Consider the following 24,505-nt stretch of genomic DNA (forward strand, 5'->3'; position numbering starts at 1 on the left):
GATAACCCATGAAAAAGACAGTTACGTCCCGCTACGATGTTGCTGAGCATCTCCGTACGCCTGAAGAAATGGCGGCATATCTGGAAGCCTGTTTGGAGGAGGCACAAGGTGATGCCACCTTTATAGCAAAGGCGCTTGGTGATATTGCCCGTGCGAGAGGTATGTCGCAAGTGGCCCGCGATGCTGGTGTATCACGTGAAAGTCTATACAAAGCGCTTTCTGGGGAACGAACCCCAGGGTTCGACACAATCCTGAAGGTAATAGGAGCGCTGGGCCTGAAGTTGCATGCGGAAGCGGTGAAGATGCCAAATCATATCCAACAAGCCACTGCAACTGACGCCTTGCCACACACGGTTGAGCGATAAGAGTTATGCGGTCTGAGATTTTTCCCAGACCAATGAATATCTAGGGATATTGCGGGCCATGTCGTAACCAGCGCTCTCAACTGCTGACCTGTGCGCCCAAATCACCGTGACTCGCTTGCTCGATCTGCACTCGCAAGGGGCTGATGGTGTCGATATGCAGGTCGCGTTGCGGGAAGGAAATACTGATGCCGGCGGCATTGAACTTGTCGTTGATGACCACGTTCAAGGCGCTGATGGTGCTGACGCGCTGATCGATGGAACCGACGAAACAGCGCAGCAGCAGACCGAGCGAATTGTCGCCGAAGGTCTCGAAGATGACGGTCGGGGCCGGTTCATCGAGCACATTGGCATTCTCCCTGGCGGCTTCCGCCAACAGATCCATGGCCTGGCGCACAGGGGAACCGTAGGCGATGCCAATGGCCAGCACCAACCGCGTGGTCTGATCCGACAGCGACCAATTGAGCAGGCGCCCGGTAATGAACTCCTTGTTGGGTACCAACAACTCCTTGCCGTCCCAGTTGCGGATGGTGGTGGCGCGGATCTTGATTTTGGTCACCACGCCATCGGTGTCGCCCACGGTGACGGCATCGCCGACGCGGATGGGGCGCTCGAACAGGATGATCAGGCCGCTGATAAAGTTGGCGACAATCTCTTGCAGGCCGAAACCGATACCGACGCTGAGCGCCGCCGCCAGCCATTGCACTTGCGACCAGCGCGCGCCCATCGTGCTGAGCACCAGCAACACACCCACCGCGATGATGGCGTAGGTCGTCAGCGTGGTCACCGTATAGCGACTGGCCGCCGTCATCTTGAAGCGCTGCAAGAGCACGATCTCCAGCAGGGCCGGGAGCCGATCCGCCAGCACCCAGGTGCCGATGGCATAGAGCAACGCCAGGCCAAGGCTCGCGAGCGTGATCGGATGGGATTGCTCAGTACCATCAACCATGACAGTCCCATGCCACAGAACCACATCGTCGAAGATGCGCAGCGCCGGCAGGGCGCTGAACCAGATCAGGTAGAGTCCTCCGAGCGCCGTGGCGAAGATGAGGATGCGGATCAGGCCGTGCGTCTCGTCGCTCAGAGCGGTGATATCGACATCCGGTTCCTCAAATTGCAGATCCCCGACATCGCCCTCGTCCTCTTCTTCCGCTTCGGCTTGCTCCGCGCGGCGGCGCTCCATGGCGGCATCGTAGGCCAGGCGCCGTCGGGTCACCTGCAACCAACGCTGCGCGAGGGCGTTGCTCAGCGCCAGCGCCAGCAGGAACCAGAGCGTCAATAAAAACAGATGAGAATAGGCCGTGGCGGTGTAGACATAGCCGGTCCAGGAGAGAGCAAGCAATACCAGGGGATAACCAACTGCCAGCGGGTACCATATCAAGTAGGTGCGGGTGACCGTTGGGTAAGCGCCGCTTGAGCGCAGGTGAGCGAGCACGCCGCGCTGGGGGTGGAGCACCCGGTACAGGAACAGCGACAGCGGAACATAGCCCAACAGCAGGCCTAGCTTGGCCAGGGTGCCGCCGGAGTCGGTCGGATTGAGATCAATCGCGAGCTTGACGATCAAGGCCGAGATCGCGAGCGGCCAGATGACCAGCTTGAGCTGGGTTCGCAACAGCTTCAAATTGCGCTCTGGCCAGCGGAAATGCGCTGCCGCCAAGCCATGAGGTAGGCAGATGGCGCGCAGGCTGAGCAGAATGGCCAGATGCAGGGCGACCCAGATCAGGGATGTACCAAGGGCATGGGACAGTGCGGTTCCGCCACCCGCGCTCTGGAGCTGCCAGCCCACCATTCCCACCAGTGAGGGCAGCGGTGCCGCGAGGAGCAGGGTCAAGGCCAACACACGCCAGGTATGACCCATGCAGTCGGTCGTGGGTTTGCCGAGTCGGGGGGCGACCGAGTTAATGGTGGCGATGGTGCCCCGGCGTCGCCACAGCAAGACCACAGCGCCGACCAGGACGAACCAGAAGGCGGGACTGAGCGCGAGTTCCTGACCGATCAGGCGCGGCAAGCCGGGGAGGTCTGCGCTGACAAACTGGGCGCGGAGCTGGCTCGGCAGCGCGCGGATGTCCTCTAGGCTGATGGGTTTAGCGTTGCGCAACCAGGGCAAGTTTTCACCCAGAAAGGCGTCGTACTCAGCGGCGGTCGCGAGCAACGCCTGCTCCGCTCGATCAAGCTCCCGCAGCTTGCCGAGGTAGAGCCGATTCGTTTCCAAGGCTTGGTCGAGCTGCGCCTGACGTTGTTGCACCAGCTCTTGCAGTTTCGCAATTTGCGCGGCGAGTTCCTGGTCCGTCCTGGGCGTCGTCGAGTCATCGGCTTGGAGCGGCTGCGCGAGTCGTTCAACTGTCGCATCCGTGTCCGCGATGCGCCGCGCCTCCGAGCGATACTCTAACCGGCGCACGTTGAGGTTCGCGATCTCGTCCTGGCGCTGATCGGCCTTTTCAGCGAAGGCGCGCGGATCGGGCAGGGTATCGAGCTGGCGCAACAGGATACGGCCAAGATCGTCGTTGACCTCCCCGGACTCCAGGGTTTCCTGGGCATCTTGGTAATCGGCGCCGAGCTGTTCCAGGCGCTGCTCGAGTGCTTGTCGTGCTTCATCTTGCGCTTTGACCTGCTCGATCATTGTGCTGACATCGCGCGACAGGGCGGCGTTTTGTTCAGACAGCTCGACCAACACCGGGTGCATTCCCTTAAGCTCGCGCCGCGTCTGCTCGGCTTTTGCCGTCGCTTGCTCCGCTGCCTGACGACGTTTGAGGTCAATCAGCTCCTCGAGCATCCCGACGCGCTCGCCGATCTGTTCGGCGCTGGCCTCATCTCTGGCGAGCTTGGCTTCCAGCAGTTGTGTTCGCAGCGGCTGGCTCGAAAGCTCCTGGTTGAGCATGGTGATCTCGGTGCTCAGCGCCACCTGGCGCGTCGCCAGCTCCCACTGTTGCGCCTCCACCAACACCGCACCCGCATCATCCTCGTCGAGTGCCTGGCGCTGCGCCGCTGCCTCCTCGCGTTCTTGCGTTGCATCCGCAAGGCGCTGGCCGATGACATCCGGGCGCGCCTCGAGTATCGCCAGCCGGGACTCGGCATCTGCCCGTCGCGCATCGACCGTGTTCAGGTTCGCCTGCTCCTTCTGCAAGAGTTGTTCAAGCGCGGGCAGCGGGGTGTTTTCATCCGCCTCCAGGCCCTCGAGTGGCACGGATTTCGGCTCGGTCTGCGGCTCGGTCTCTGCCGGGGGCGCCAGCGCTGCTTGGATGGCCTGAATCTCGGCCGGCGCACGCTCGGCGATCTGTTCGAACTTGGCGGCCGCTGCCTCATTGTCCTGTGCTGTGCGCAGATGGCTCAGTGCTTTGCGGTAAAGCTCGATCAGCCGGCTCTTGGCCTCCTCGGGCATGTCGGTCGCGGCCTCGACCTCTGCGATCTTCGACTCCAGTGCCTCCGCGGTGACAGGCGATGCCGCCAGCGCGCTCTCGGTCTCCTGAGCGCCAACCAACGAAAGCGAGGCCATCCAAAGGAGGGTAGCGGTGAGAAGAAAGGGAAGTGTTCGCATGGTCAGCCGTCTGACAGCAGGGCTTCTTTTACCCGAATAGGCGAAGCGGATTTCGACATGGCGTTGCTCTGTTCTTTGGATGCGTGATTGGGATGCGTGATTGGCCAGGAGCGTAGCAGTGCGCTGTGGCGGGCTCAAGGGTCTCGCTCACGATTTTTCGCCCAAAGCCGAGAGGGTCCCAATATCATCCGACTCCTTCCCACTATCATTACGCAGATAGAGCGTCTCACTCGGGAACGCAATGCTCAGCCCATTGGCCTCGACGATGGCGCAACAACGAAAGATCACGTCCTGCTTGACCTGGAGCCAGCCTTCCCAGTCGACGGTCTTGGAGAAGCAGTAGATCAGGATGTCAATTGAACTGTCGCCGAGGGCATCGAGATAGACCAGCAGCGTTCGCTTGATGCCGTAACCATCCATGGCGTCCGCGATCTTGGCGAGTTGTTGTTTGGTATAGCTGGAGGTGTCGGTGCTGCTATCGGCGATGTCTTTATGGGCAATCAGCATGGCGCGAATGTCATCGACTGTCTTCTTCACCTGCTGCATATCACTGCCGTATTCGAGCCCGAGCGTAAACTTGATGCGCCGTCCCAGTTTGCGCCGATTCCAGTTGCGCACGTCGATGCTGGCCACATAAGCGTTGGGCAAAAAGATCACTGCATTGTCGAAGGTGCGGATCTTGGTGCTACGCAGACCAACATCGATCACCGTGCCCTCACCGTTTGGCGTCACGATCCAATCGCCTTGCTGGAACATGTCGTCGGCAATGATGGAAATGCAGCCGAAGATGTTCGCAATGGTCTCCTTGGCCGCGAAGGCGACAGCCAGACCGCCGATGCCGAGCGAGGCCAGCAGGGCGCGGATGTCGAAGCCGAAGTGCTGCAGCAGGTAGAGCAGGGCGAATACGATCACCAGGAAGCGGGTCATGCTGGACAAAAAGTTGACCAACTCGCCGCGCAGGGTCGGATAGCGGCGAAGCAACTCGCTCGAATACAGCATCACGAAGTTGTCGATCAGGCGCAGTAGCGCCCACACGACCAGCACGACATACAGGCTGTCGATCACGCTCATGATGCGCTCGCCGGATACGCGCAAGAACAGAATGCGCGTCGCCTGCGCAATGGCGATCAGCACCAGCAGGATGCGCAGCGGACCGAGAAACGACTGCTCAAGTAGGCGCAGAAAGCGCTCGGATTCGGTCGGAGCCTGCTGCGCGCTCTGCGCCTGTTGCGGCGCTGCCCGTCGCGGCCATACCCGCCGCAAAAGTCGCAGCAGCATCGGCAACAGAATCAGACCGACGCCGGTCAACGCCAGAAACAACGCAGCAGCAGCGACAATCTGGCCAAGGCTAATGAGTTGGCCAATGTTGTTGTCGGTGCCCGGCAGGATGCTGGCGTTGAGGTCGATGGCCCAAGGCTGCGCATCGATGGTGCCGATTAGCGTGCTGATGCCGAGCCAATGCAACAACTGGTTGCTGGTTGCCGCGTCCTTGACGAAACCGAACAGCGACTGCGCCACGGCGTCATAGACCTCGGCGCGCTGGCTGTAGTCATGATAGGCGCTGATGAGTGTTTGCTCAGCGTTACTGGGCGTGCTCGCCTTGCCGGCTTCCAAACGCTGCACGGCGCGCCCGAACGGGACCTGATTGAAAGCGGTGCGATGCTCAAAGCTGTTGAACGCACCATCAAAGTTTGCGGCTGGGGCGAATCTGATCCAGTCGCGCGCCACCGTCGTCAATAGATCCGTGAAGCTCTGATCCAGGATCGCGCTGTTGAGGCGCAGAATTGCGATCATCTCGGCGGTCTTGTCCCCGCTGCGCCGAGCACTTGAGACGGCATCGCGCAGACGCAGCAGTTCGTCCGCCGGGAGCCTTGGTGCAAAACCGCGACCGCCTTGGGACAGGATGGCCCGGTTGAGTTGCTCCAACACCCGGGCGCGCTGATGCGTCAGCCGGGCCATGTCGGCGCTATCGGTGGTGGTGCTGATACGCTGGTCGAGGTTGGCAACCGCGAGCAGGAGCGGCTGTTTGAAGGGCGTTGTGTCGCCGAGGTTCTCTGCGCGCATCACCGGCGCATCCGCTGCCGGCAAGCTCACTGGGAACAGCAGCAGCCCGAGCAGCAGGGCTGGAATCACAGCTGGAATCGCAGCTTGCATTGCAGTTGGGGTCACACTGGAACCTATGCCGTTTCTCGATTCATTCATCAGTTTCACCGCGAGATACCCCCATCCTTCAGTGCGGGGAGGGATAGCGGGTGTTCACAGTGCCGCCAAAGAAAATAAGTGCAGGCTTTCCACCGGCTGGGCCGTGAGACTCTGCCCTTTAAAGGGCTTGGTGACCGAAGCCGCGCGGCTTCGCTGCCCTCGTCAGCGAGCCGTCGTCGTAAGCCAATGGGTCAGTTTGCCGGGTTTCGTCGTCTGAGTCTGACCATTGCGCGCCAATTGGCGCGCAATGGTAGGTCGCGATCTCGACCGATGGGGCAAAATCCTGCCCGCGCTTCTGAAATTGCCTGATCCTCGAGAGGAGCGGTCGGTGAGCCGACCATCGCCTATCGGGAGCCCTTCAACATGACGATCCGGCTTGGTTTGGTTATGGATGCTAGGGCCACAGGCGAATCTGGGTTTTGATCGCCCTGACCAGACGAAATCGATTTCGTCCAATCCTAGAGGAACACGAAATGAGATGTATCGCTTTGACCGCACTGTGCCTGCTTTCGCTCTTTGCCTGGGGAGAAGACGGACCGAGTGAGTTGCAGACCCTGGGTCTGTCCGGTGCGCAATCCGGCTCGGAGTGTGCCTCCTCTTGCGAGGCGACCTTGGCGACGTGCAAGCAATTCTGTCGGGATACGACCGCGCGGGGCGACGTGAGGCACTTTGATGAGCCGGATGTGTCGGTATCGTCCTGCATCAGCGACTGCGAGACCGATGCGTCGATCTGCAACAAGGACTGCTGACCTTATAGCACGGCAATCGCCTTAACCAGACCTCACGAAGGTCGCGAGGCTCGAGTTAGCGCCTTAACCAGCGGATTGGCACTCAGGCCGTGCAGCAGGATACTCAGCAGGATGGTGCAGACCAGGGTGCCGGTCAAAGTGCCTCCGCCGGGTAAGTCGGCGCTGAATACCATGATACCGAACACGATGCTGGCCAGACCGCGCGGCCCAAACCAGCCGATAAAAAGCTTGGTTCTGGGCTGCAATGGCAGCCCCCACAGGGACAGATAGACTGGAAGCATGCGGATTAGGGTCAGGCTGAGCACTGCGTAGAGCAGCACGGACCAATTGAAGTAGCCCAGCGTTTGGCCCACCAATCCGGCACCGAAGAGCACCCAGGTGACCAGGGCCAGGGTGTCGCCGCTGCCCTCGGCGGGGAGCAGAAATCTATGCTTCTCCTGCTGCGCCAAGGCGCCGAACAAAAGGCCGCCGGAGAAGGCTGCGATGAAGCCGCTGCCGCCAAGCAGCTGGGCCAGGGCAAAGCAGGACAAGGCGAGCGCCACCACGGGGAGTTGCCGCCAGGTCTCGGCGATCCAACCCTGACGGGTGCAGAGCCGCAAAAGCCAGGTTGCGGCTAAAGTGGCCCCGACCCCCACAGCAACGCCAATGCCGATCGCCTCGGCGAAATACCCCAGGCTAAACCCCAGCCGATACTCTTCGACGCCGGTCGCCAAGGCCAGCAGAGCGAGCAGGATAGGCACGCAGATACCGTCGTTCAGACCGCTCTCTACGTTGAGTCCCTCACGCACGTCCGCCGGGACGGAAGCGTTGGTGACCACGGCCTTGCCGAGGGCCGCGTCGGTGGGGGCGAGCATGGTCGCGAGGATCGCAACCTCAAACAGTCCGAGGTCGGGGAACAACAGGACCCCGAGCGCAAATCCCAACAGGATCGTCAGCGGCAGACCCAGGCTCAGCAGGCGCTCAGGAATGTGCCAGCTCTTGCCCAGGACCGAGAGATTGGCATTGGCCGCGTCCGTGAACAGGACCAAGGCGAGGGTCAGTTCCGCCAGGGTGCGCAGACCCTCCCGGTCGATATCCAGATTCAGCCAGCCAAGCCCGACGGGCCCGAGCGCCAAGCCAAAGGCGGTAAAGACCATGGGGCCGGTGACGGGCGTGCGCTCCACACCGCCGGCAATGGCGCTGTAGACAAAGACAAAGAGTGCGAGAAGGCTGAGGTTTGCATACATGGCGAGGCTCCCAATTAACACCATTATGCCGGAAGTAAGCTCGCGTTACGCAACCATCATCTTAATACCTGTCTGTGGGAGCTCTCTGGGATCTCTGAGACTCCCGAGGTTGAGGCGCACTGCTGCGCTCCAATGGATCGGCTATTACAGCGTCAAAAGGCGATTCAAAAAGCCCTGGCTAAGCGTCATTTGCGCAATGGCCATGTGATCCTCTATGAGGTCAGCGATCCCGCTGACCCGTCCCGCCCCTATTGCCTGTGCCGTAACCCCCAGACGGCGCAGCGCGAGTCTCATACGCGCGAACGGCTGCTGGATCTCACCACCAAGACCCTGGCTGAGATCGCCGCCTATAAGCGCGCCACGACCGTTGAGAAGCTCGGTGCGCGTGTCGGTCAACGGTGTCGAGTTCGATCAAAATAGTACCCCAACACCCGAGCAAGAACAGATATTAAAGCTCCTGCAAGTCACGATGTCGCCACCCGCGTGAAATCCGAAATCGCCTGCCAGCCCTGTAGTAGCGGGGGGTTTTGGTAACAAGCCACTTCATGCCTCCTCCAACACAACGGATATTTCAGGCTCAAAGTGCGATAGGATTGACTATTGGCTAGGATCGAACCGGGACAGGAGATCAGAGGCTCTTGCTTGCAGTTCTTTTTCATTGTCCTCAAAGGAAGGTGACTCCGCTGCCATGGCCTTCCTGTGATCATCAAGCCAGCGAATCATCTTCCCCTGCTGGAAATAAAACCGATCTTCCGTGATTCTGGTTTTGCCAGCGTCGAAGGCTTCTACCCCAATGGCATCGGCCTCTTCCTGAACGAGGTAAAAAGGCGCGTTATACTGATGCCTTGCCCGCAGAACAAAAATCAAGGAGCCCTCGCTGAAGTAAAACTCCTCGCGTATCATCCCAGTATCGAAGTAAAGCGAAAGCTCAATCAGACGAATCCGTCCATCCACATCGCGATATGCCGTGGCTTCGCCTCCCTCGGTCGATAAATCAGAGATATCCGCCTGCTCGGTCGTCAGTAGCGGCAATGCCTCGCGGATTGCCTGATATTCACCGCGAATGAAGAGGATGCCCGATTGCTGATGTGCGGGCTGGACCGCTTGCAGGGTCGATGTCTTGATCAGCCCGACCGTGGTTGCCTTGGTGCCGATGTACCGCGCCAGAACATAGTCGCCCGCCTGTCCATGCTGTGTCGGAACAGTTTGGACCACATCGCCCTGAACGACATAGGCTTGCCGCAAAATCGGTGGCATGAGCATGACCGTATAAAAATGCGAAACGGCTGTGATGACGCGAAACTCCTCGGCGGCAGCAAAGCCATCCCGGCTGAAACGCTCACCCGGCCAGTTGGCTCCGCAAAAGGACAAAACTCCCGCCATCTGTTCCATGCGCACCCCGTCCTCAGTGACCTGGATGGCCAGGGTGCCTTGATCGTCGACAAAGTGGTAAAGGCCATTGCCCACCAGGCCAGCCACACCAGCTCCGTCGCAAATATGCGCCGCAGGCCCGAAGACCGAGGAATAGGAAAACGACAGGGCATCGCCGGTCAGCATAAGCGCAAGCGACCCCTGAGCATTGCGCCAGCTTCCGCTTGGGTCTATGGCATTGTCCAACCGCGCAGCCCAAGCGGTGGACAATGCCGAATAATAGACGGCAAACGCGGCCAGAACCGCAGCGAGAGAGGCAGCCCTCCGACTGATGTGCGTTGTCGTTTTCATAATGATGATATCAAAGCGTAAATGTGTTTAGAAGATGGGGCTTAGAAGACGGGCGTGCTCTTCGCGAACCGTGCGGCGAAGGAAATCAGCCGGCGGCTGGAGGTCGGCATCGAAAACCACGACCAGGGGCACCATTGACAGATTGGCGCAATCATTGATGGAAGGCAGCTCGGATACTCAGACTCCTTGATCCGCACGAATCCGTCATGAGGTCATCCTTTTACTCTCTATGCGCTGATCAATTGGCCGATAATCGCGTTCTTGAGCGCCGGTATATATTTGCCGTGGTCGCCCGATGCGACTGCCAGGGGTGCGGTTCTGCTCCCACCAGTGAGCGATCCAGCCCGGTAGCCGACCGATGGCAAAGACCACGGTGAACATGTTGGTTGGAATGCCGATCGCCCGCAACAGGACGCCGCTGTAGAAGTCAACATTGGGGTAGAGCTTCCGTTCGATAAAATACGAGTCCGACAGAGCAATCTCCTCCAACCGTCGCGCAATCTCTAGCAGTGGATCATTACCGGCGAGCTGCGGTAGTAGGCGTTCCGCAATGGCACCCAGCATGCGCGCCCGGGGATCGAAATTCTTATAGACACGGTGACCGAAGCCCATCAATCTCACCTTGCTGTCCTTGTTTTTCGCGAGCCTGACGTATTCCTCCGGCGAGATGTGGCCTTGATGAATGCGCTCGAGCATGTCGAGTACCTCCACGTTGGCGCCACCATGCAAGGGCCCCCAGAGCGCGCAGACTCCGGCAGCGCAAGAGGTAAACAGATTGGCTCCGCTCGATCCAACCAGACGAACGGTCGATGTCGAACAATTCTGCTCGTGATCCGCGTGGAGGATCAGAATGAGATTTAGCGCCTCCCGCACCAGTTGTGGGCACACGTACTGCTGATAGGGTTGGGAGAACATCATGTGGAGAAGGTTTGGCACATAACGTAGATTTTGGTCCGGGTAAATGTAAGGCAGGCCCCGGGAGTGCCGAAACGCATAAGCGGCAATGGTGCGCACTTTGCTAATCAACCGCGCGGCGGCCTGGCGGACCTGTTCAGCATCGTCGAGCGCGTGCAGTTCCGGATGGAAGCAGGACAACGAGTTGATCATCGCCGACAGAATCGCCATCGGCGGCGCGCTGCGCGGGAACCCTTCGAACTGATGCTTCATGCCCTCGTCGAGATTGGCAAAGCGGGTCAGATCGGCGGAAAAAAGGTCGTACTCCGCCTGGGACGGCAGTTCGCCGCAGAGCAGCAGCAGGGCCACTTCAGTGAAGCTGGCACCATTTTCGAACTGCTCGATGGGTATCCCTCGGTAGCGCAGAATGCCTTGCTCGCCGTCGATGAAGGTGATGGCACTTTCACAACTTCCGGTGTTGCCATAGCCGGGATCGAAAGTGATGCAGCCCGTACGGGCACGCAGGCTTTGGATATCGATCGCTCGCTCGCCTTCGCTGCCGACCAACAGTGGTAGCTCAAGCTGCTTTTCGCCAAGTGTCAGGAGGGCGTTAGCCGGGGTCATTTCGGCTGTGGTGTCAGACATTGTCGAGTATTCCGAGCAGAGGTTTGAGGAAATGCTGCGCCACCGTGACGTTTCTCAAGGGCGCGCGGGTTGAAATCAGGGGGATATACAGCCGCGAATTATCGTGTAATGGGAAAATTCCGCATTGAAATCGCGTTTGTAGAACTTAGGCAAAACAACCGGCTTCATCTTCCGGTAGTAGCCGGGACCATGAATAAAAGCGCTGCGCACCCCGTCCCCCAAGCGTGCCTTCAAGCCGCCCGTGCCGGCGGGTGGTCAGGGTGGTTACGCTGATCGGTTTTTCCGCTCAGATAGCTCATCATCAAGGGCCCAAGCTGGATGCCTAGCCGGTTGGTTACGGCATTGCCGAAGCGGGTATTGAGCTCAATGAGATACCAATGTCCTTGGACCTCGGCTAGGTCGAATCCACCGTGATCAATGCCCAAATGTCGTGCGACACGGGAGACCAAGTTCAGTGGCGCGTCCGGAATGTCCATGAAGTCTGCCTCTGCGCCGCGCGCGAGGTTGTAGTGGAAACCGTCTCCACCAGTGCGCCAATAGGCGCAAACAATTTGATCGCCGACCCAAACCACACGCAAATCGCGCTCGATATCGAGAAATTCCTGGGCATAGAGCACTTCCAGTTTAAGCATCAGGGCTAACAATTCCCGGCGGGTCTCGATGCGATGCACGCCAAGCCCCATGGAACTGCGCGGCACTTTCACGACCAGCGGAAAGCCCAGTGACTCCCATGCCTGCTCGGCTGCCTGCGGCGTCGCCGGCAGAATCAGCGTCTCGGGCAGATGCTCTGGGCAAAATGCCCAGAGCCCGCGGGTGAACTGCACCTTATCCTGCCCGAAACGGTAGCTGGGCACGCTCGGAAAGACGCGGACCTTTAGCGCGTAGGTCAACGCATTGAGTTGCCATTCCTCTGGGAAGAGTACCCAGTCGGCTGCGGCGATGTCCAAGCGTCGGCGAAACATCTCCTCCGGCTTGAAATGGGTGACGCCACGGATGCCGAGGGTCCGATAAGGATCGAAACTGATGAGACGCATCACGCAACAACCTGAAACGCAATACGCGAGAGAAGCGATTTGGGGAGCGCGGATCATAAGTCCGACGCGCTGGAACTGCAATGCTCGCGCGGCGCCAGTCGCCGACGCCGCGCGCAGGCAGTATCGACAACCACCGCCTCCCCCAAGAAGAACGACGACTGGCTCCGAGCGCATCCGAGCGTTCTTTTCCATTTCACACCGACACCCGCCAGTTGGGTGAGCCAGGTGGGGGTGTGGTTCGGGATTATGTCACGCAAGGTTCTGCGCGAAGGCAACTTCACGGTCGTCTCGGAACTGGATGCCGGGGCGGAAACCGACATCGCGGCTTACTACTAAAGAGGCTCGCCCCTTTGGTTGGAAGAAGCGTGAAGTCACTGGAACCCAGACAATAATGCAATCGCATCATTATCCGATCAGACGCTAGGCGCTGGTAAGCAGGCGAGCAGCGGAAACCTTCGGCCCTGACTGCGGCACTAGCGGCTCGACGAGCGCGGCGCTATACTGGCAGGCGTCAATCTGTATCGGCTGACTCTCGACGCGACGGGCTTCTCGCGCTGGCAGGGTGAGGCGACCTGAGTCATCGGGCGCTTCGCTCTGCAGCGGAACGTGGCGGACGGGGTTGGACCTGTGCTTCGCGGCCGCCGCCGATCCGTCCGCTTCTTCCGCGGTCGAGGCATGCACGCGATGCGCCGGATCTGGTTTAACCGGACCTTCTCCAGTGTCCGAGCACTTTTCGAGCTGATTCGCCAGGGCGACACGGCGAGTGCATATCGGCTCTTCTGCACGCACCCCCACCCGAGCTTCCCCGGCTTTGATTTGGCCGACGAATGGGCCTTGGAGCCCGCCGATCTAAGCGACGAAGACTATCTAGAGTACTGTCTCGGCGTCTGCCGCGAGCAGCGGGTCGATGCGTTCTGGCCAGGCAAGGCCGCCGAGCTTATCGCGCGACACCAGGCCCGCTTCGCCGCCCTGGGAGTGCCGGTGCTCGCTGTTGCCGATGCCGACACGCTTGCGCTGCTGCGCGACAAGGCGCGCTTTTACGACCGGGCGCAAGCGTTCTCCGTGCCACCACCGGCTCATCGCTGCCTCACGGTGGCGACCGAGTTCGAGCCTGCCTATGCGGCACTGAGGACACTCCACTCAAGACTTTGCGTCAAACCGGCCGAGGGGGTCAACGGGATCGGATTCCGGGTCATCGATGAGCAGCGCAGCGGCCTCGAGCTGTGGCTGCAGGGTGCGCTTCACACGATGGACCTGCCGAGCCTGCGCCAGCTCCTCCAGGCTGCCGAGTCTTTCCCGCCCCTGCTGCTGATGGAGTACCTCGATGGCCCGGAGTACAGCGTCGACGCGATCGGTGACGGCCGAAAGCTTGTGGCGCTCGTGCAGCGCGAAAAGGCACCTACCGGCGCCTATGGTCAGCGGATCGTCGCGCTCCCGGCCATCGAGCAGGCTGTCTCCGAGATGACCGCCGCGCTCGGTCTGCGCGGGCTGTTCAATGTTCAGTTCCGTGAGGGCGAGAGCGGGCTGCGGCTGCTCGAGATCAATCCGCGTTTCGCGGGCGGGATCGGTTACACGGGTCTTACCGGCGTCAATCTCCCGTACGTGGCGCTCCACGGTCTGCTACAAGGCTTTCCTACCGGGGAGTTGCCGGCGGTCGCGATCGGCATGCGGATCCTTGAGGTATCGCAGGTCCGCCGTGTCGAAGTGCCGGCCATCACGAATAAGGTTGGATCGTCCGAGCGAAGCGAGCGACGAGCTGAACCCTTTGTTACTGCGGATCTCATGGATTCATTCTCCAGCGTGGCCAGGACCATCAGCGCTCGTTTACCCGAAGGCATTGTGAAGGAGGCACCATGAAATGGTTATGGTTTGGGCTCGGCAGCGCCGTACTCGTCGGTTTTGTTGTATTCCTGTTCCTTGGCAGGGGCGCGGAAATGCTGGTTACGGCGGATATTGACACCAGTATTGTGCAGCCCTACATCGCGTATGTCACCAAGGGGGACTACACCAGCGCCTATGCGCTCCTCACAAGAGACTATCGCGAAGAAGTCCCACTGGAAAAGTTCCGCATCGGCCATGAAAAGCGCAAAGCCGATCTAGGCACCATCACGACGAGCCACATGATCCGGGACAGGGTGCTGTACAACATTTTTTCCTCGAAGCCCGAGGTGCGCTTGAAGTACGAGCTTTATTACGGGAAGAAGCGACGGGTTGGCTGGATATGTCTGGAACAAGATAACGACCGCTTTGCGGTCGATGGGACTTATCGGGAAACCGCCGGCGACACCTTGGCCTACGAGCTTTGGTAACCGCGCGTTATGCTCGGCAGCGCTAGCCATCAGGGCTTGGTATAGATTGGCAGCCTTGGCGCCAGAGGTCATCGTTCCAGCAGTCCTGCAATGGCGCTTCATGCACCGATGAAACGCCGAAGCACATTGTTATCGGCCAGAGCGGAACAACGCTTTCAATCCGGTCTCCCGCCAGAATATGAGCAACCCGTTCTTTAGAGTGGCTAGGCAATAACGACATCGCTTTGCAATTAACACTGGATAACGTGCTTAGACGCATAAGGAGAAAGGCATATCCTGGTCACCTGAGTTGACCGGATAGACATTGCTTCGAAAAATGATACGGTGATCCGTTTTTTTATCTCTATTCAGGATTTATCGAACATGAGAACCCCTGTTCTGATGCCAGTCTATTCGCTGCTTTTTTTGGTTTTATTTTTCAGCTTTTTTTCATCTATATCCTTTGCGCTTGATGCGGCAAACTCGGATTCGTTGGAGCGGAGCTTTCATTTGATCGAGGAAGCGCTAGGGACAACGCCGGCGGAGGCCCAGCAAGCACACGGCCCACCGATCGACACGAACGTGACCACTTTGGAGATTGAGGATTTCGCGGCGCCGGTTACTAGAACGGAACTCATCTACTCTGACGGCGCTCTTGTGTATGACCGCGTCGGCGATGAGGAGGTTTTGTTTTCAGCGGATTTCCGTGGCGACAACAAGCACATTGGCGAGATTACGCTTGGCCAAAATGCTGACGACATCGAGCGTGCGCTCGGACCTCCTCATGCTGTCCGAAACTGGGTCTGGACTTACCACGATGGCATGAGGCGCATTCATATCGGTTTCGATATTGAAGGTCGGGCGAACAGATTGACTTACGAGCGGGATTGGTTCTGATAAACCAGTTCTGACATAGTATTTCGGCGGAGCTTCCCTAAGGGGCCTTGTGACTGAGTGTTCGTGCGGACTAAAAGTGGACAAAGATTAACCCCCCCCAGACTGTCCGCCACAAACGTGAAATGGCCATGACCGTATGCGGATCGGTGCTCCCGGTGGCTGGTGAAGTACCCTGTTGCCGTCTACAACTCTTTGGCTATGATCCCGCCCGCGAGACAGTGTTATAAGGAGAATATCGATGCGCGCGCTATTCGGTCTTTTGCTGATAATCGGCGTCTGGCCAATGGCTTTCCCGGCGCAAACGTCTGAGGACGCGCCTGTGCACGTCGGCGCGCTCCTGGAGGAAGCTGGACCCGCGTCGACTGTTTTTCAAAGTTCTCGCGGATCGCCAGCATGCCCTGATCCTTGGTCAAGGAGTCATCTTCTCTACGAAGAACGCACTAAACGTCGTCAACCCTCCGCCGCATGAGAAGAACGCCGTAAGCGCCGCTGTGACAATTCGGCAATAGCGCGCAGCATGACACTTCGTCATCGCACAGCCACGCACCGACCGGTGGGTTGTCCCCGAAGCCTAGCCCACGCGGAAGGGCGAGAGCTATGACAGCAAAACGCGAATCAGCAATCTCTTTCGTGCGCCTATTGGGAGCCGATTACAACGTCTATTAGTCGCACCAAGACCCCGGCTGAGATCGCCGCCTATAAGCGCGCCCCGACCGTTGAGAAGCTCGGTGCGCGTGGCAGTCAACGGTGTCGAGTTCGATCAGAATAGTACCCCAACACCCGAGCAAGAACAGATATTGGAGCTCCTGCAAGTCACGATGTCGCCACCCGCGTGAAATCCGAAATCGCCAGCCAGCCCAGTAGTAGCGGAGGATTTTGGTCGGTCTGGCGGGGTAAAATCAGACAAGAGCGAGCAGTGACATGTCAATGAAGAAAACAGTCTCTTTGATCTTGGGAAGCGGCGGTGCACGTGGGCTGACGCACATAGGTGTCATTCGGGAATTGGAGGAGCATGGTTACCAGATTGCATCCATCGTCGGTTGTTCGATGGGGTCTTTGATCGGCGGTATTTATGCGGCGGGCCGGCTTGCCGATTTTGAGTCCTGGGTGACGACGCTGTCTGAATGGGACGTGCTGCGCTTCCTCGACATCTCCTTGACTAACCGCTCTGGCATGATGAAGGGCGACCTCATCATGAACGAATTGCGCGCCCTGATCGGTGACACCAACATCGAAGACCTGCCGTTGCCCTTTACGGCCGTGGCTACCGACGTGGTTAGCAAGAAGGAAGTCTGGCTTAACTCCGGCGACCTGTTCGACGCGATTCGCGCCTCGATTGCGATTCCGGGGATTTTTACACCCAAGCTCACCAATGGTCGCGCCCTGGTTGATGGCGGGCTGCTGAACCCGTTACCGGTGGCTCCATCCACCGACGATGTCACGGATTTGACCATTGCCGTGAGCCTGGCCGGACGGGAGGTCTCGCAACCCTTGGGGCCGAATCCGCTGCCTCCGCGCGCTGGGTCTATTCAAGCGTATCGCTCACGCATCGAAAACTTTATCGATACTGTCCAAGGTAAGCTGGGGATGGAGCAAGCGGCCAAGCCTGGCGAAGAGCGTCCTCTGCCTCTAACGGATGTTCTGATGGGCATGTTCGATACCATGCAGGCTGCCATTTCCCGCTATCGGCTGGCCTCCTATCCGCCGGACATCCTGATCGACATCCCCTACAACGTGTGCCAAACCCACGAATTCTACAAGGCGGAGCAGTTGATTGAGGCTGGACGCTACTGGGCCACGGAATACCTGATGCGACATGGCGAAGACCAAGGGTGATGGCAACACCAGCGTGCTGACAGACCTGGACCAGCTCCGCCAAGGAGGAGGGGGCAGTTCGAGTATCGACAGGGCTCACAGAAGGCGTTTCCTAATGCCTCTTTCTTCCACAATGATCCTGCAGATAGAAAGCCGACGGGCGACACAGTCGGGTTGCGATCTCGTCCCAGCCAGATTGACCAGCCAGATTGACCAGCCAGATTGACCAGATAGGTCAAACGCAAACGCAAACGCAAACGCGGGCCGCTCCCTTCCAGGAGTGGCCCGCGCGTTCCACGATCGGTTTCGCTAGTCGCTTATTCGCGACCGGCTTCCACCTGCTTCAAACCTTCCTCCAGCTTCTTGATCTCCTCCGGCGAAAGCACCGGCCGATCAACCTTGATCGTCAGCTTGTCCAACTCCGCGGTGAGAGGGAAGGGCGGCAGGTAGTCCGCGTCGTTGACGCCCGTGATGGTGTCAGAGCCGATGTCGAAGCTCTCGTCCCATTGCAGGATGATCGGGATGGTCTTCTCCATCGGGTGCGGCTCCTTTAGAACGACGCTCAGCGACTAGAAAACAACAGCTTAACCAGCTAGAAACCTGAGGACAGGGAAGACAGGGCCTCCACTCGGGTGCGAAACTGAAGGGACGAAACTTTTGTCACGGACCCTGAGGAGACCCTGTCGATGCCATGCTACACGATTTCTTTGCCAAGCCTCGATTGCTACGAGGGGGCGATCGCGCAGTTCGTCCAACTGCTTGAGACGCTGAGCGGGGAGCAAGCCCAACATGCCACGCACGGGGAAATCGAAGCGCTGGTGCAACAGGGCGGCATGAAGCTGCTGTGTGAGATGGTCCAGTCGCACCTGGAACAAAGAGCGCGAGAGGAACCGCGGTATGCGTCCGTGATTGGCGCCGATGGTTATCCCCGGACCCATCATCGCGCCGGCTGTACCCGACTTCTGGAGACCCGCTTTGGGGAAGTGACCGTCACGCGCCGGGGCTACGGTGCGCGGGGACTCCAGAGCGTCTTCCCCTTGGATGCTGAGCTGAATCTGCCCCCGGGCAGGTATTCCCATGGCCTGTGCGAGGTGCTGGCCGGTGAGGTCGTGAACAACTCCTTCGACGCCGCGCTTGCGGCACTCGAACAAGCCGGCGGCGGGACGCTGGCCAAGCGCCAAGCCGAGGAGGTGGCCGTGCATCTGAGCCAGGACTTCGACGCCTTCTACGCCCAACCCTTTGTCCCCCAGGAGCCGAATGAAGCGAGCGAACGCCTCCTGATCATCAGTGCTGACGGCAAGGGCATCGTGATGCGCCCCAGCGATTTGCGCGAGGCCACCCGCAAGGCGCGCGAGCGCCAAGCGCACAAGCAACAGACCCGGCTGAGTCCTGGGGAGAAAAAGCAGCGCAAACGCATGGCCACCGTCGCCTCGGTCTATGAGGTCGAGCCCTACCCACGCACCCCAGAGCAGATCCTTGATCCCAAACAAGCCCCCGCGGGCAAACGTCCCGAAGTCCAGAACAAACGCACCTGGGCACGCGTGGAGGCCGATCAGCGCACCGTCATCGAGCAGGCGTTTGAGGAGGCCATGCGCCGCGACCCGGATCAGCACCGCCGCTGGGTGGTGCTCTGTGACGGTCAGGAAGATCTGCTGCGCCAAGTCACAGCCGCGGCCGAGCGCTACAAGGTCGAGGTGGTGGTGATCCAGGACTTCATCCATGTGCTGGAATATCTGTGGAAAGCCGCGCATGCGCTCTTTCCCGAGACCCCCGCGGAGCGCGAGCAGTGGGTGATGGAGCGCGCCATGGCCATCCTCGAAGGTCGCGCCCACGACGTGGCCGTGGGACTGCGCCGCGCGGCAACGCGCAAGCAACTCGGCGAGACGGCGCGCAAACCCATCGATAAGGCGGCCGACTATATCGACAACAACCGCGAGCGCCTCGAATACGACCAAGCGCTTGCGCTGGGGCTGCCAATCGCCACTGGTGTGATCGAAGGCGCCTGTCGCCATCTCGTCAAAGATCGCATGGATCTCACCGGGGCGCGTTGGGGGCTGGCCCGCGCCGAGGCGATCCTGAAACTGCGCTCACTAAAGATCAGTGGGGACTTGCCGGCCTATCTTGCGTTTCACTTCGACGCTGAGCACCGACGCCACTATCCAGGACCACCGATCCCGCTGGACTTGCCCGTGGCGGCATGATGTCTCACTTGCGCCATCACCATCGACCGGAAACGTCGCCCGCAACCGCTGGATTCTGCGGCGCTTGGCGTCGTTCCAAAAGAGCCGCACCCTTCTCCATCTTGATGGTCTGGACTTCCTTGCCATCGACCTTCAGCGTGCCAGTGCCCGAGCGTCCGATGCCGCTGAAGTTGTTGAAGGCCATGGTTTCCGCGCCGAGGCCGTCGTAGGAGAAGGCAAACTCGATGCTGTGCTCGCCGGCCGCGAGGGCCTCCGGTCCTTCCCACTTGATGCGCTCCAGATCAAGCAGGTTCCATAGGAAGACCGGCTTGCCTTCGAGCAGGTAGAAGCCGAATCCAGCGAAACGCCCGCCCGAGGTCACGATCATGCCCTCAGCTCCACCCTCGGGAACGGCAATGTCCGCGGTGATGCTGTAGGAGGTATTGAGCAGATAGGGCGCGTCACCCTGCGGCAAGCCGGTCATCGGTGAGGTGTAGACATACTCGTTGCGACCGGCGGTGAGGCTCGGACGCGGGGCCGCCACGCGGGCACCGACCGAGGCATCCAGCGGGAAGACTTGGTACTTCTTGGCTTCCGCAACGAACATCTTGCGCATCTCCTCCACCTTCTCCGGATGCTGTGCGGCGATGTCTTCGGACTGGTTCCAGCTGGTGGTTAGGTCGTAGAGCTGGAACACCTGGTTGTTCAGCGGATCAGGATTGGCTGAGGAAAAGGCATCCCAGGGCGCGCGGTCCACCTTGGTGCTCAAGAGCCAGCCGTCATGGTAGATCGCCCACTGGCCCATCATCTCGAAATACTGGGTGGTATGACGGGACGGTGCCTTGGCATTTTCGGCGTCGAAGGTGTAGGCGTAGCTGGTGCCTTCGATGGGTCTCTGCTTGATGCCATCCACGACCTCGGGGGCCGCGATGCCGGTGACTTCCAGGATGGTCGGCACGTGATCGATGACATGCATGAACTGCTCGCGCAGTGCGCCTTTGTCTTTGATGCGCGCCGGCCAGGTGATGACCATGTTCTGATTGATGCCGCCGAGTCGCGAGGCGTTCTGCTTGAACCAGTCGAACGGCGTGTCGAAGGCCCAGGACCAGCCGGCCGACATGTGGTTGTAGGCAAGTTCGGTGCCCCATGCCTCGAAGAACTTCATCTGCACGTCCACCGGCGGCTTGACGCCATTGAAGAACGCGACCTCGCTGAAGGTGCCTTCCGGCCCGCCCTCGGCGCTGGTGCCGTTGTCGCCGTTCTGGTAGATGACGAGCGTGTTGTCGAGTCTGCCGAGGTCCTCGAAATGCTGGATCACGCGTCCAATTTCATGGTCGCTGTAGGCGACGAAGGCGGCAAACACCTCGGCCTGGCGGATAAAGAGCTTCTTCGCATCGTCCGAGAGCTCGTCCCAGGGCGTCAGGATGTCCTTCGGCCAGGGGGTCAGTTCCTGATCCGGCGGAATCACGCCGAGTTTCTTTTGATTCTCGAAGATCCGTTCGCGGAGCTTCTCGTAACCGTCGTCGAAGAGGTGCATCGCGCTGATCTTGTCCACCCACTCTTTGGTCGGATGGTGCGGCGCGTGCGAGGCGCCGGGGCAGTAGTGGAGGAAGATCGGCTGTGTGGGGTCGGTCTGGTGAATCCGGTCCATCCAGGCGATGGCGTCGTCGGCCATCGCGGTGATCAGGTTCCAGCTTGGCTCTTCGCCGGTGACTGGCCAGATCGCCGCCTTCGGATCGGACCGATCCATCTTCAGGGTGCCCTCGTGACCAATCCAGGGATAGATCTGCGTGGTGTTGCGGAAGAGATTCGGCCCCCATTGGTTGGCATCGCCGCCGACGAAGCCGTAGAAGTAGTCGAAGCCCATGCCGGTCGGCCACTGGTTGAACGGCCCGGCCTGGCTGGCCTCGTAGGTTGGCGTGTTGTGATCCTTGCCGAACCACGACGTCGCATAGCCGTTGTCGCGCAGGATGCGCCCGATGGTCGCGTTGTCGGCGCCGATGACGCTGTTGTAACCGGGGAATCCGGTTGCCTGCTCGGCGATGACGCCGAAGCCGACCGAGTGGTGGTTGCGCCCGGTGATGAGCGCGGCGCGGGTCGGTGAGCAAAGCGATGTGGAGAAAATACGGTTGTAGCGCAGTCCGTTCTCGGCGATCCGGTCCATCGACGGCGTTGGGATGACGCCGCCGAAGGTGCTGGGCACGCCGAAGCCGGCGTCGTCGGTCAGGATGAGCAGGATGTTCGGCGCATCCTTGGGCGGCACGATGCGCGGTGCCCACCATTGCTTGGATTGCAGCGCGTCGTCCTTGATCACTCCGCCAAAGGCAGGCTGGGGCGCGGGCAATTGGTTACCCGAGATAGTGGTGGTCGCGCTGGGTGAACCCAGGGTGCCGGTGATCTGGGGCGCTGGACCGTCCGCCCCAGTGTTGGCGGCCTGGCCCGCGCCGGAGGCAAGGCTAAGCGATGCCAACAATAAAACAAAACGATGCCGCCAGTTAGCTGGTGGCCGTTTGAAAAACGCGATTTGCATCTCGAACGCTCCTCTATAGGGTGGGCTTGAACCGGCGATTGTGCCGGTTCCATCCCGTCGCGCCTTGTCATTTTGCGACAAGCCGCCCGCTGCGATGCAAAATTATCGCAACGGCAAGGATGCGCGCCAGGCGCCCGGCGAGACGCCCGACCAGCGCTTGAAGGCGCGCGTGAAGGCGGAGGCGTCGGCGTAGTCGAGTGACGCGGCGATGTCGGCGATGGGCAGGCTGGTGTCGCGCAGTAACTGTCGGGCAACATCGTAACGGGCTTCCTCGATCAAGATCTTGAAGCTCGTGCCATGCGCTTTTAGCCGTCGATTCAGCGTGCGCCGGTGCAGCGCGAACAAGCGTGCGACATGAGCCAGGGAGGTGTCGCCAGGCGCGGCGCCCAGAATCAAGACTTGCCGCAGCACGCGGCGCAGGTGTGCGACCAGGTCTCCGGCCCACTGCGATCAGCCCAAGCACCTCGAGGTCGACCTGTTCCCCGAGCAGGTGCCCAAACCATGGGCAAGCGCTGCGTTCGGCGCAGAGAGCCAGCAATCGGCCGATGGCGGCGAACGGAACCCGATGCTCAGGATCATCGAACCAGACCGGGTCGAATCCCGCCTCAATGAGAATCGGCGCTGGATCCAAGCCAAATCCGGTGAGCAGGCTCGGGACGGGCAGCATGGGCGCCATGCGCAGCGATCCTTCCCGCACCAACGGCGGATCAGTCGATGTAAAGGAGATCGGAACCTGTGCTTTTGGCATGAGGAGAGCGCCCAGCGGGTGGCGTGATTTGCGCCAATTCTGACATGGCGGCGGTGGGGGCAATCCGGTATAGGGGGCAAAGATTATTCGGATAAATCTGGGTGAGATAGAGTAAGCGATAACAGCACCTACCTGGAGCATTCGAATTGTGAAACATGCTTCACGATTGATGGCAACTCCCGGAGTTCCAGATGCACGCGCCCCAAGCTGTCCGCTTGGCGCGAAATGGTTAGTCGTAACTCCTGGTGATACGGCACTATTCGAACGTCATTTCCCGAATTCCCGGATCCACGAGAGGAGCCGGGTCGGGTAAGGGGGTCGGTAAGTTTGAGCGAGTTCAAAATGAAAGTGGCTAAGCGGGATACCGACGAGGGCAACCTACTTGTGCTGGCTGTGCTGGCAAGTCTGATCGGCCTTGGTGCGGGGCTGATTGGCGGCCTGTTTCGGCTGTCATTGCAATGGGCAGATGCGGAACGGAACGCGCTGATCGGATGGGCCCATGGGCACTCGTGGCTCGGGTTCGCGGCCATTGTCGGAGGGGCTGCGTCAGCCACCTGTATTGCGGCATTTCTGGTGCGACGGCTTGTGCCGACCGCAGCGGGCAGCGGGATCCCGCATATCGAGGGCGTACTCAAGGGCGGGCTCACGCCTGCGCCGTTGCTCCTTGTCCCGATCAAATTCGTCGGCGGCGTGCTTGCAATCGGGTCCGGCCTGGCTCTTGGGCGAGAAGGCCCGAGCGTTCAGATGGCGGTCAGCCTGGCGCATTGGGTTGGACAGACCTTCCGGCGCACCCAGGCTGATTGCCGGGTATTGATGGCCGGTGCGGGCGGTGCCGGCTTGGCAACCGCGTTCAATGCGCCACTGGCCGGGGCGATCTTCGTGCTCGAGGAATTGGTCGGACGCTTCGATCCCAGAATCGCTGTGGTCGCCTTGGGCGCCTCTGCCAGCGCCATCAGCGTTGCGCGTTTGCTGCTCGGGGACGCAACTGACTTTGTGTTGCCTGATGTGACCGCCGGCGGCATCGTGATCAAGCCGTTCTACATCCTTCTCGGCCTTTTCACCGGGGGATTGGCCGTTTTTTACAACCGCAGCATGTCCGGCGGGTGGCGTGGACGGCCCCGATTGTGAAATAGAGCCGGGGCTCTGGATTGATATTGATGCCCGCCTTATCCCGTGCGAGCCGCTCTAGGGTATCGGGTTGCTTGGCGGTGGCATCGTCGCCTGCTGAGCGAGAGGACCCCTCAGGATCAGGCTCGATGATCCCGATTTCTCCCGTTGTTCTGATCAGTTAGCGGAAACTCCTCGATCGGCGCAGGGCGGCCGAAGAGGTAGCCCTGGAAATGCTCGCAGCCGTGGTTGAGCAAAAAGGCGCGTTGTTCCAGGGTTTCGACGCCTTCCGCAATCACATTCAGTCCCAGCGACTGACTCATGGCCAGTACCGCGCGCACGATGGCGGCGTCGTTTTGATCGTGCGCGAGGTCGCGCACAAACGATTGGTCGATCTTCACCTGATCGAGCGGCAGCCGCTTGAGATAGGACAGCGAGGAGTAGTCGGTCCCGAAGTCATCGAGCGAGAAGCCGAGGCCGAGCTCCTTCAGGTTGCGCATGCAAGGCCGGGACCATTTCATTGATGTTGCTGCTCTTGGTGTAGGCGTGCAGCTCAATCCAGACGCTATCC

General features: G+C 60.1%; 19 protein-coding genes and 2 pseudogenes. 10 read left to right on the forward strand and 11 right to left on the reverse strand.

Translation table 11 applies throughout. The annotated features are described in order from the left end of the window. The first annotated feature begins 8 nt into the window (after positions 1-8). Entirely contained in the window at positions 9-365 is a 357-nt protein-coding gene (locus tag Thiofri_RS07980; RefSeq protein ID WP_009151175.1) for an addiction module antidote protein, read from the forward strand. Between the two features lie 76 nt (positions 366-441). Here the strand turns inward: Thiofri_RS07980 and Thiofri_RS07985 are convergent, their stop codons facing one another. Next, entirely contained in the window at positions 442-3,897 is a 3,456-nt protein-coding gene (locus tag Thiofri_RS07985; protein WP_143742033.1) for a mechanosensitive ion channel domain-containing protein, read from the reverse strand. 147 nt (positions 3,898-4,044) lie between these two features. Continuing rightward, the gene (locus tag Thiofri_RS07990; protein WP_223296834.1) at positions 4,045-6,099 is read right to left on the reverse strand and encodes a mechanosensitive ion channel family protein; all 2,055 of its coding nucleotides are present in this window, start codon (positions 6,097-6,099) and stop codon (positions 4,045-4,047) included. Positions 6,100-6,572: 473 nt separating this feature from the next. Here Thiofri_RS07990 and Thiofri_RS07995 point away from each other — a divergent pair, with 473 nt between their 5' ends. Next, positions 6,573-6,848 (forward strand): hypothetical protein, encoded by a 276-nt coding sequence (locus Thiofri_RS07995; protein WP_009151178.1) that lies wholly within the window; start codon positions 6,573-6,575, stop codon positions 6,846-6,848. Between the two features lie 32 nt (positions 6,849-6,880). Here the strand turns inward: Thiofri_RS07995 and Thiofri_RS08000 are convergent, their stop codons facing one another. Further along, complete coding sequence (locus Thiofri_RS08000; protein ID WP_009151179.1) at positions 6,881-8,074, reverse strand: cation:proton antiporter; 1,194 nt, start codon at positions 8,072-8,074, stop codon at positions 6,881-6,883. A 132-nt stretch (positions 8,075-8,206) separates the two neighbouring features. Here Thiofri_RS08000 and Thiofri_RS08005 point away from each other — a divergent pair, with 132 nt between their 5' ends. Then, the gene (locus Thiofri_RS08005) at positions 8,207-8,494 is read left to right on the forward strand and encodes a hypothetical protein (protein ID WP_009151180.1); all 288 of its coding nucleotides are present in this window, start codon (positions 8,207-8,209) and stop codon (positions 8,492-8,494) included. A gap of 177 nt (positions 8,495-8,671) precedes the next feature. On the opposite strand, the gene Thiofri_RS08010 is transcribed toward Thiofri_RS08005, so the two are convergent. The 3 genes from Thiofri_RS08010 to Thiofri_RS08020 form a co-directional block, all read right to left on the reverse strand. Then, positions 8,672-9,466 (reverse strand): hypothetical protein, encoded by a 795-nt coding sequence (locus Thiofri_RS08010; RefSeq protein ID WP_143742034.1) that lies wholly within the window; start codon positions 9,464-9,466, stop codon positions 8,672-8,674. Between the two features lie 534 nt (positions 9,467-10,000). Continuing rightward, entirely contained in the window at positions 10,001-11,335 is a 1,335-nt protein-coding gene (locus Thiofri_RS08015; protein ID WP_009151182.1) for a citrate synthase, read from the reverse strand. Between the two features lie 230 nt (positions 11,336-11,565). After that, a complete protein-coding gene (locus tag Thiofri_RS08020; RefSeq protein ID WP_009151183.1) occupies positions 11,566-12,369 on the reverse strand; it encodes an ATP-grasp domain-containing protein in 804 nt (267 codons plus the stop codon). A 39-nt stretch (positions 12,370-12,408) separates the two neighbouring features. On the opposite strand from Thiofri_RS08020, the gene Thiofri_RS08025 reads away from it, so the two are divergent. The 5 genes from Thiofri_RS08025 to Thiofri_RS08045 all read left to right on the forward strand — a co-directional run bounded on the left by Thiofri_RS08025 (position 12,409) and on the right by Thiofri_RS08045 (position 17,390). After that, entirely contained in the window at positions 12,409-12,705 is a 297-nt protein-coding gene (locus Thiofri_RS08025; protein ID WP_051023982.1) for a hypothetical protein, read from the forward strand. Between the two features lie 339 nt (positions 12,706-13,044). Beyond that, positions 13,045-14,226: an ATP-grasp domain-containing protein gene (locus Thiofri_RS08030; RefSeq protein ID WP_223296835.1), complete on the forward strand. Its 1,182-nt coding sequence runs from the start codon at positions 13,045-13,047 to the stop codon at positions 14,224-14,226. Next, complete coding sequence (locus Thiofri_RS08035; protein WP_009151185.1) at positions 14,223-14,678, forward strand: hypothetical protein; 456 nt, start codon at positions 14,223-14,225, stop codon at positions 14,676-14,678. Before Thiofri_RS08030 ends, Thiofri_RS08035 begins: the two co-directional genes overlap by 4 nt. 363 nt (positions 14,679-15,041) lie before the next feature. After that, positions 15,042-15,554, forward strand: coding sequence for a hypothetical protein (locus Thiofri_RS08040; RefSeq protein ID WP_009151186.1), 513 nt, complete (start codon positions 15,042-15,044; stop codon positions 15,552-15,554). 927 nt (positions 15,555-16,481) lie between these two features. Next, the gene (locus tag Thiofri_RS08045; RefSeq protein ID WP_083848582.1) at positions 16,482-17,390 is read left to right on the forward strand and encodes a patatin-like phospholipase family protein; all 909 of its coding nucleotides are present in this window, start codon (positions 16,482-16,484) and stop codon (positions 17,388-17,390) included. A gap of 296 nt (positions 17,391-17,686) precedes the next feature. Here Thiofri_RS08045 and Thiofri_RS08050 read toward each other — a convergent pair whose 3' ends face one another. Further along, positions 17,687-17,905, reverse strand: coding sequence for a hypothetical protein (locus Thiofri_RS08050; RefSeq protein ID WP_040857599.1), 219 nt, complete (start codon positions 17,903-17,905; stop codon positions 17,687-17,689). 150 nt (positions 17,906-18,055) lie between these two features. Here Thiofri_RS08050 and Thiofri_RS08055 point away from each other — a divergent pair, with 150 nt between their 5' ends. Further along, positions 18,056-19,570, forward strand: coding sequence for an ISKra4-like element ISThio1 family transposase (locus Thiofri_RS08055; protein ID WP_009146704.1), 1,515 nt, complete (start codon positions 18,056-18,058; stop codon positions 19,568-19,570). A gap of 16 nt (positions 19,571-19,586) precedes the next feature. Here Thiofri_RS08055 and Thiofri_RS08060 read toward each other — a convergent pair whose 3' ends face one another. From Thiofri_RS08060 to Thiofri_RS24735, 3 genes and pseudogenes are all read right to left on the reverse strand, one after another. Then, entirely contained in the window at positions 19,587-22,079 is a 2,493-nt protein-coding gene (locus Thiofri_RS08060; protein WP_009148157.1) for an arylsulfatase, read from the reverse strand. Between the two features lie 102 nt (positions 22,080-22,181). Beyond that, a complete protein-coding gene (locus Thiofri_RS08065) occupies positions 22,182-22,490 on the reverse strand; it encodes a helix-turn-helix transcriptional regulator (RefSeq protein WP_009148158.1) in 309 nt (102 codons plus the stop codon). Positions 22,491-22,581: 91 nt separating this feature from the next. Further along, positions 22,582-22,968, reverse strand: a pseudogene (locus Thiofri_RS24735) (hypothetical protein); the annotation flags it as partial. A 243-nt stretch (positions 22,969-23,211) separates the two neighbouring features. On the opposite strand from Thiofri_RS24735, the gene Thiofri_RS08070 reads away from it, so the two are divergent. Next, positions 23,212-23,955, forward strand: coding sequence for a chloride channel protein (locus Thiofri_RS08070; protein ID WP_223296716.1), 744 nt, complete (start codon positions 23,212-23,214; stop codon positions 23,953-23,955). Positions 23,956-24,074: 119 nt separating this feature from the next. On the opposite strand, the pseudogene Thiofri_RS08075 reads toward Thiofri_RS08070, so the two are convergent. Next, positions 24,075-24,434: pseudogene (locus Thiofri_RS08075) on the reverse strand (EAL domain-containing protein); the annotation flags it as partial. Positions 24,435-24,505 lie beyond the last annotated feature (71 nt).

Origin of the sequence: Thiorhodovibrio frisius (genome assembly GCF_033954835.1) — a bacterium.
Lineage (GTDB): Bacteria > Pseudomonadota > Gammaproteobacteria > Chromatiales > Chromatiaceae > Thiorhodovibrio > Thiorhodovibrio frisius.

Bases quoted from the DNA above. Each gene is read 5' to 3' on its own strand.
- Thiofri_RS08000 (WP_009151179.1), bottom strand. From the start codon at position 8,074: ATGTATGCAAACCTCAGCCTTCTCGCACTCTTTGTCTTTGTCTACAGC.
- Thiofri_RS08045 (WP_083848582.1), top strand. From the start codon at position 16,482: ATGAAGAAAACAGTCTCTTTGATCTTGGGAAGCGGCGGTGCACGTGGG.
- Thiofri_RS07995 (WP_009151178.1), top strand. From the start codon at position 6,573: ATGAGATGTATCGCTTTGACCGCACTGTGCCTGCTTTCGCTCTTTGCC.
- Thiofri_RS08050 (WP_040857599.1), bottom strand. From the start codon at position 17,905: ATGGAGAAGACCATCCCGATCATCCTGCAATGGGACGAGAGCTTCGAC.
- Thiofri_RS07980 (WP_009151175.1), top strand. From the start codon at position 9: ATGAAAAAGACAGTTACGTCCCGCTACGATGTTGCTGAGCATCTCCGT.
- Thiofri_RS08055 (WP_009146704.1), top strand. From the start codon at position 18,056: ATGCCATGCTACACGATTTCTTTGCCAAGCCTCGATTGCTACGAGGGG.
- Thiofri_RS07985 (WP_143742033.1), bottom strand. From the start codon at position 3,897: ATGCGAACACTTCCCTTTCTTCTCACCGCTACCCTCCTTTGGATGGCC.
- Thiofri_RS08040 (WP_009151186.1), top strand. From the start codon at position 15,042: ATGAGAACCCCTGTTCTGATGCCAGTCTATTCGCTGCTTTTTTTGGTT.
- Thiofri_RS08005 (WP_009151180.1), top strand. From the start codon at position 8,207: ATGGATCGGCTATTACAGCGTCAAAAGGCGATTCAAAAAGCCCTGGCT.
- Thiofri_RS08035 (WP_009151185.1), top strand. From the start codon at position 14,223: ATGAAATGGTTATGGTTTGGGCTCGGCAGCGCCGTACTCGTCGGTTTT.
- Thiofri_RS08010 (WP_143742034.1), bottom strand. From the start codon at position 9,466: ATGGAACAGATGGCGGGAGTTTTGTCCTTTTGCGGAGCCAACTGGCCG.
- Thiofri_RS08030 (WP_223296835.1), top strand. From the start codon at position 13,045: ATGCACGCGATGCGCCGGATCTGGTTTAACCGGACCTTCTCCAGTGTC.
- Thiofri_RS08060 (WP_009148157.1), bottom strand. From the start codon at position 22,079: ATGCAAATCGCGTTTTTCAAACGGCCACCAGCTAACTGGCGGCATCGT.
- Thiofri_RS08015 (WP_009151182.1), bottom strand. From the start codon at position 11,335: ATGTCTGACACCACAGCCGAAATGACCCCGGCTAACGCCCTCCTGACA.
- Thiofri_RS07990 (WP_223296834.1), bottom strand. From the start codon at position 6,099: ATGAATGAATCGAGAAACGGCATAGGTTCCAGTGTGACCCCAACTGCA.
- Thiofri_RS08020 (WP_009151183.1), bottom strand. From the start codon at position 12,369: ATGCGTCTCATCAGTTTCGATCCTTATCGGACCCTCGGCATCCGTGGC.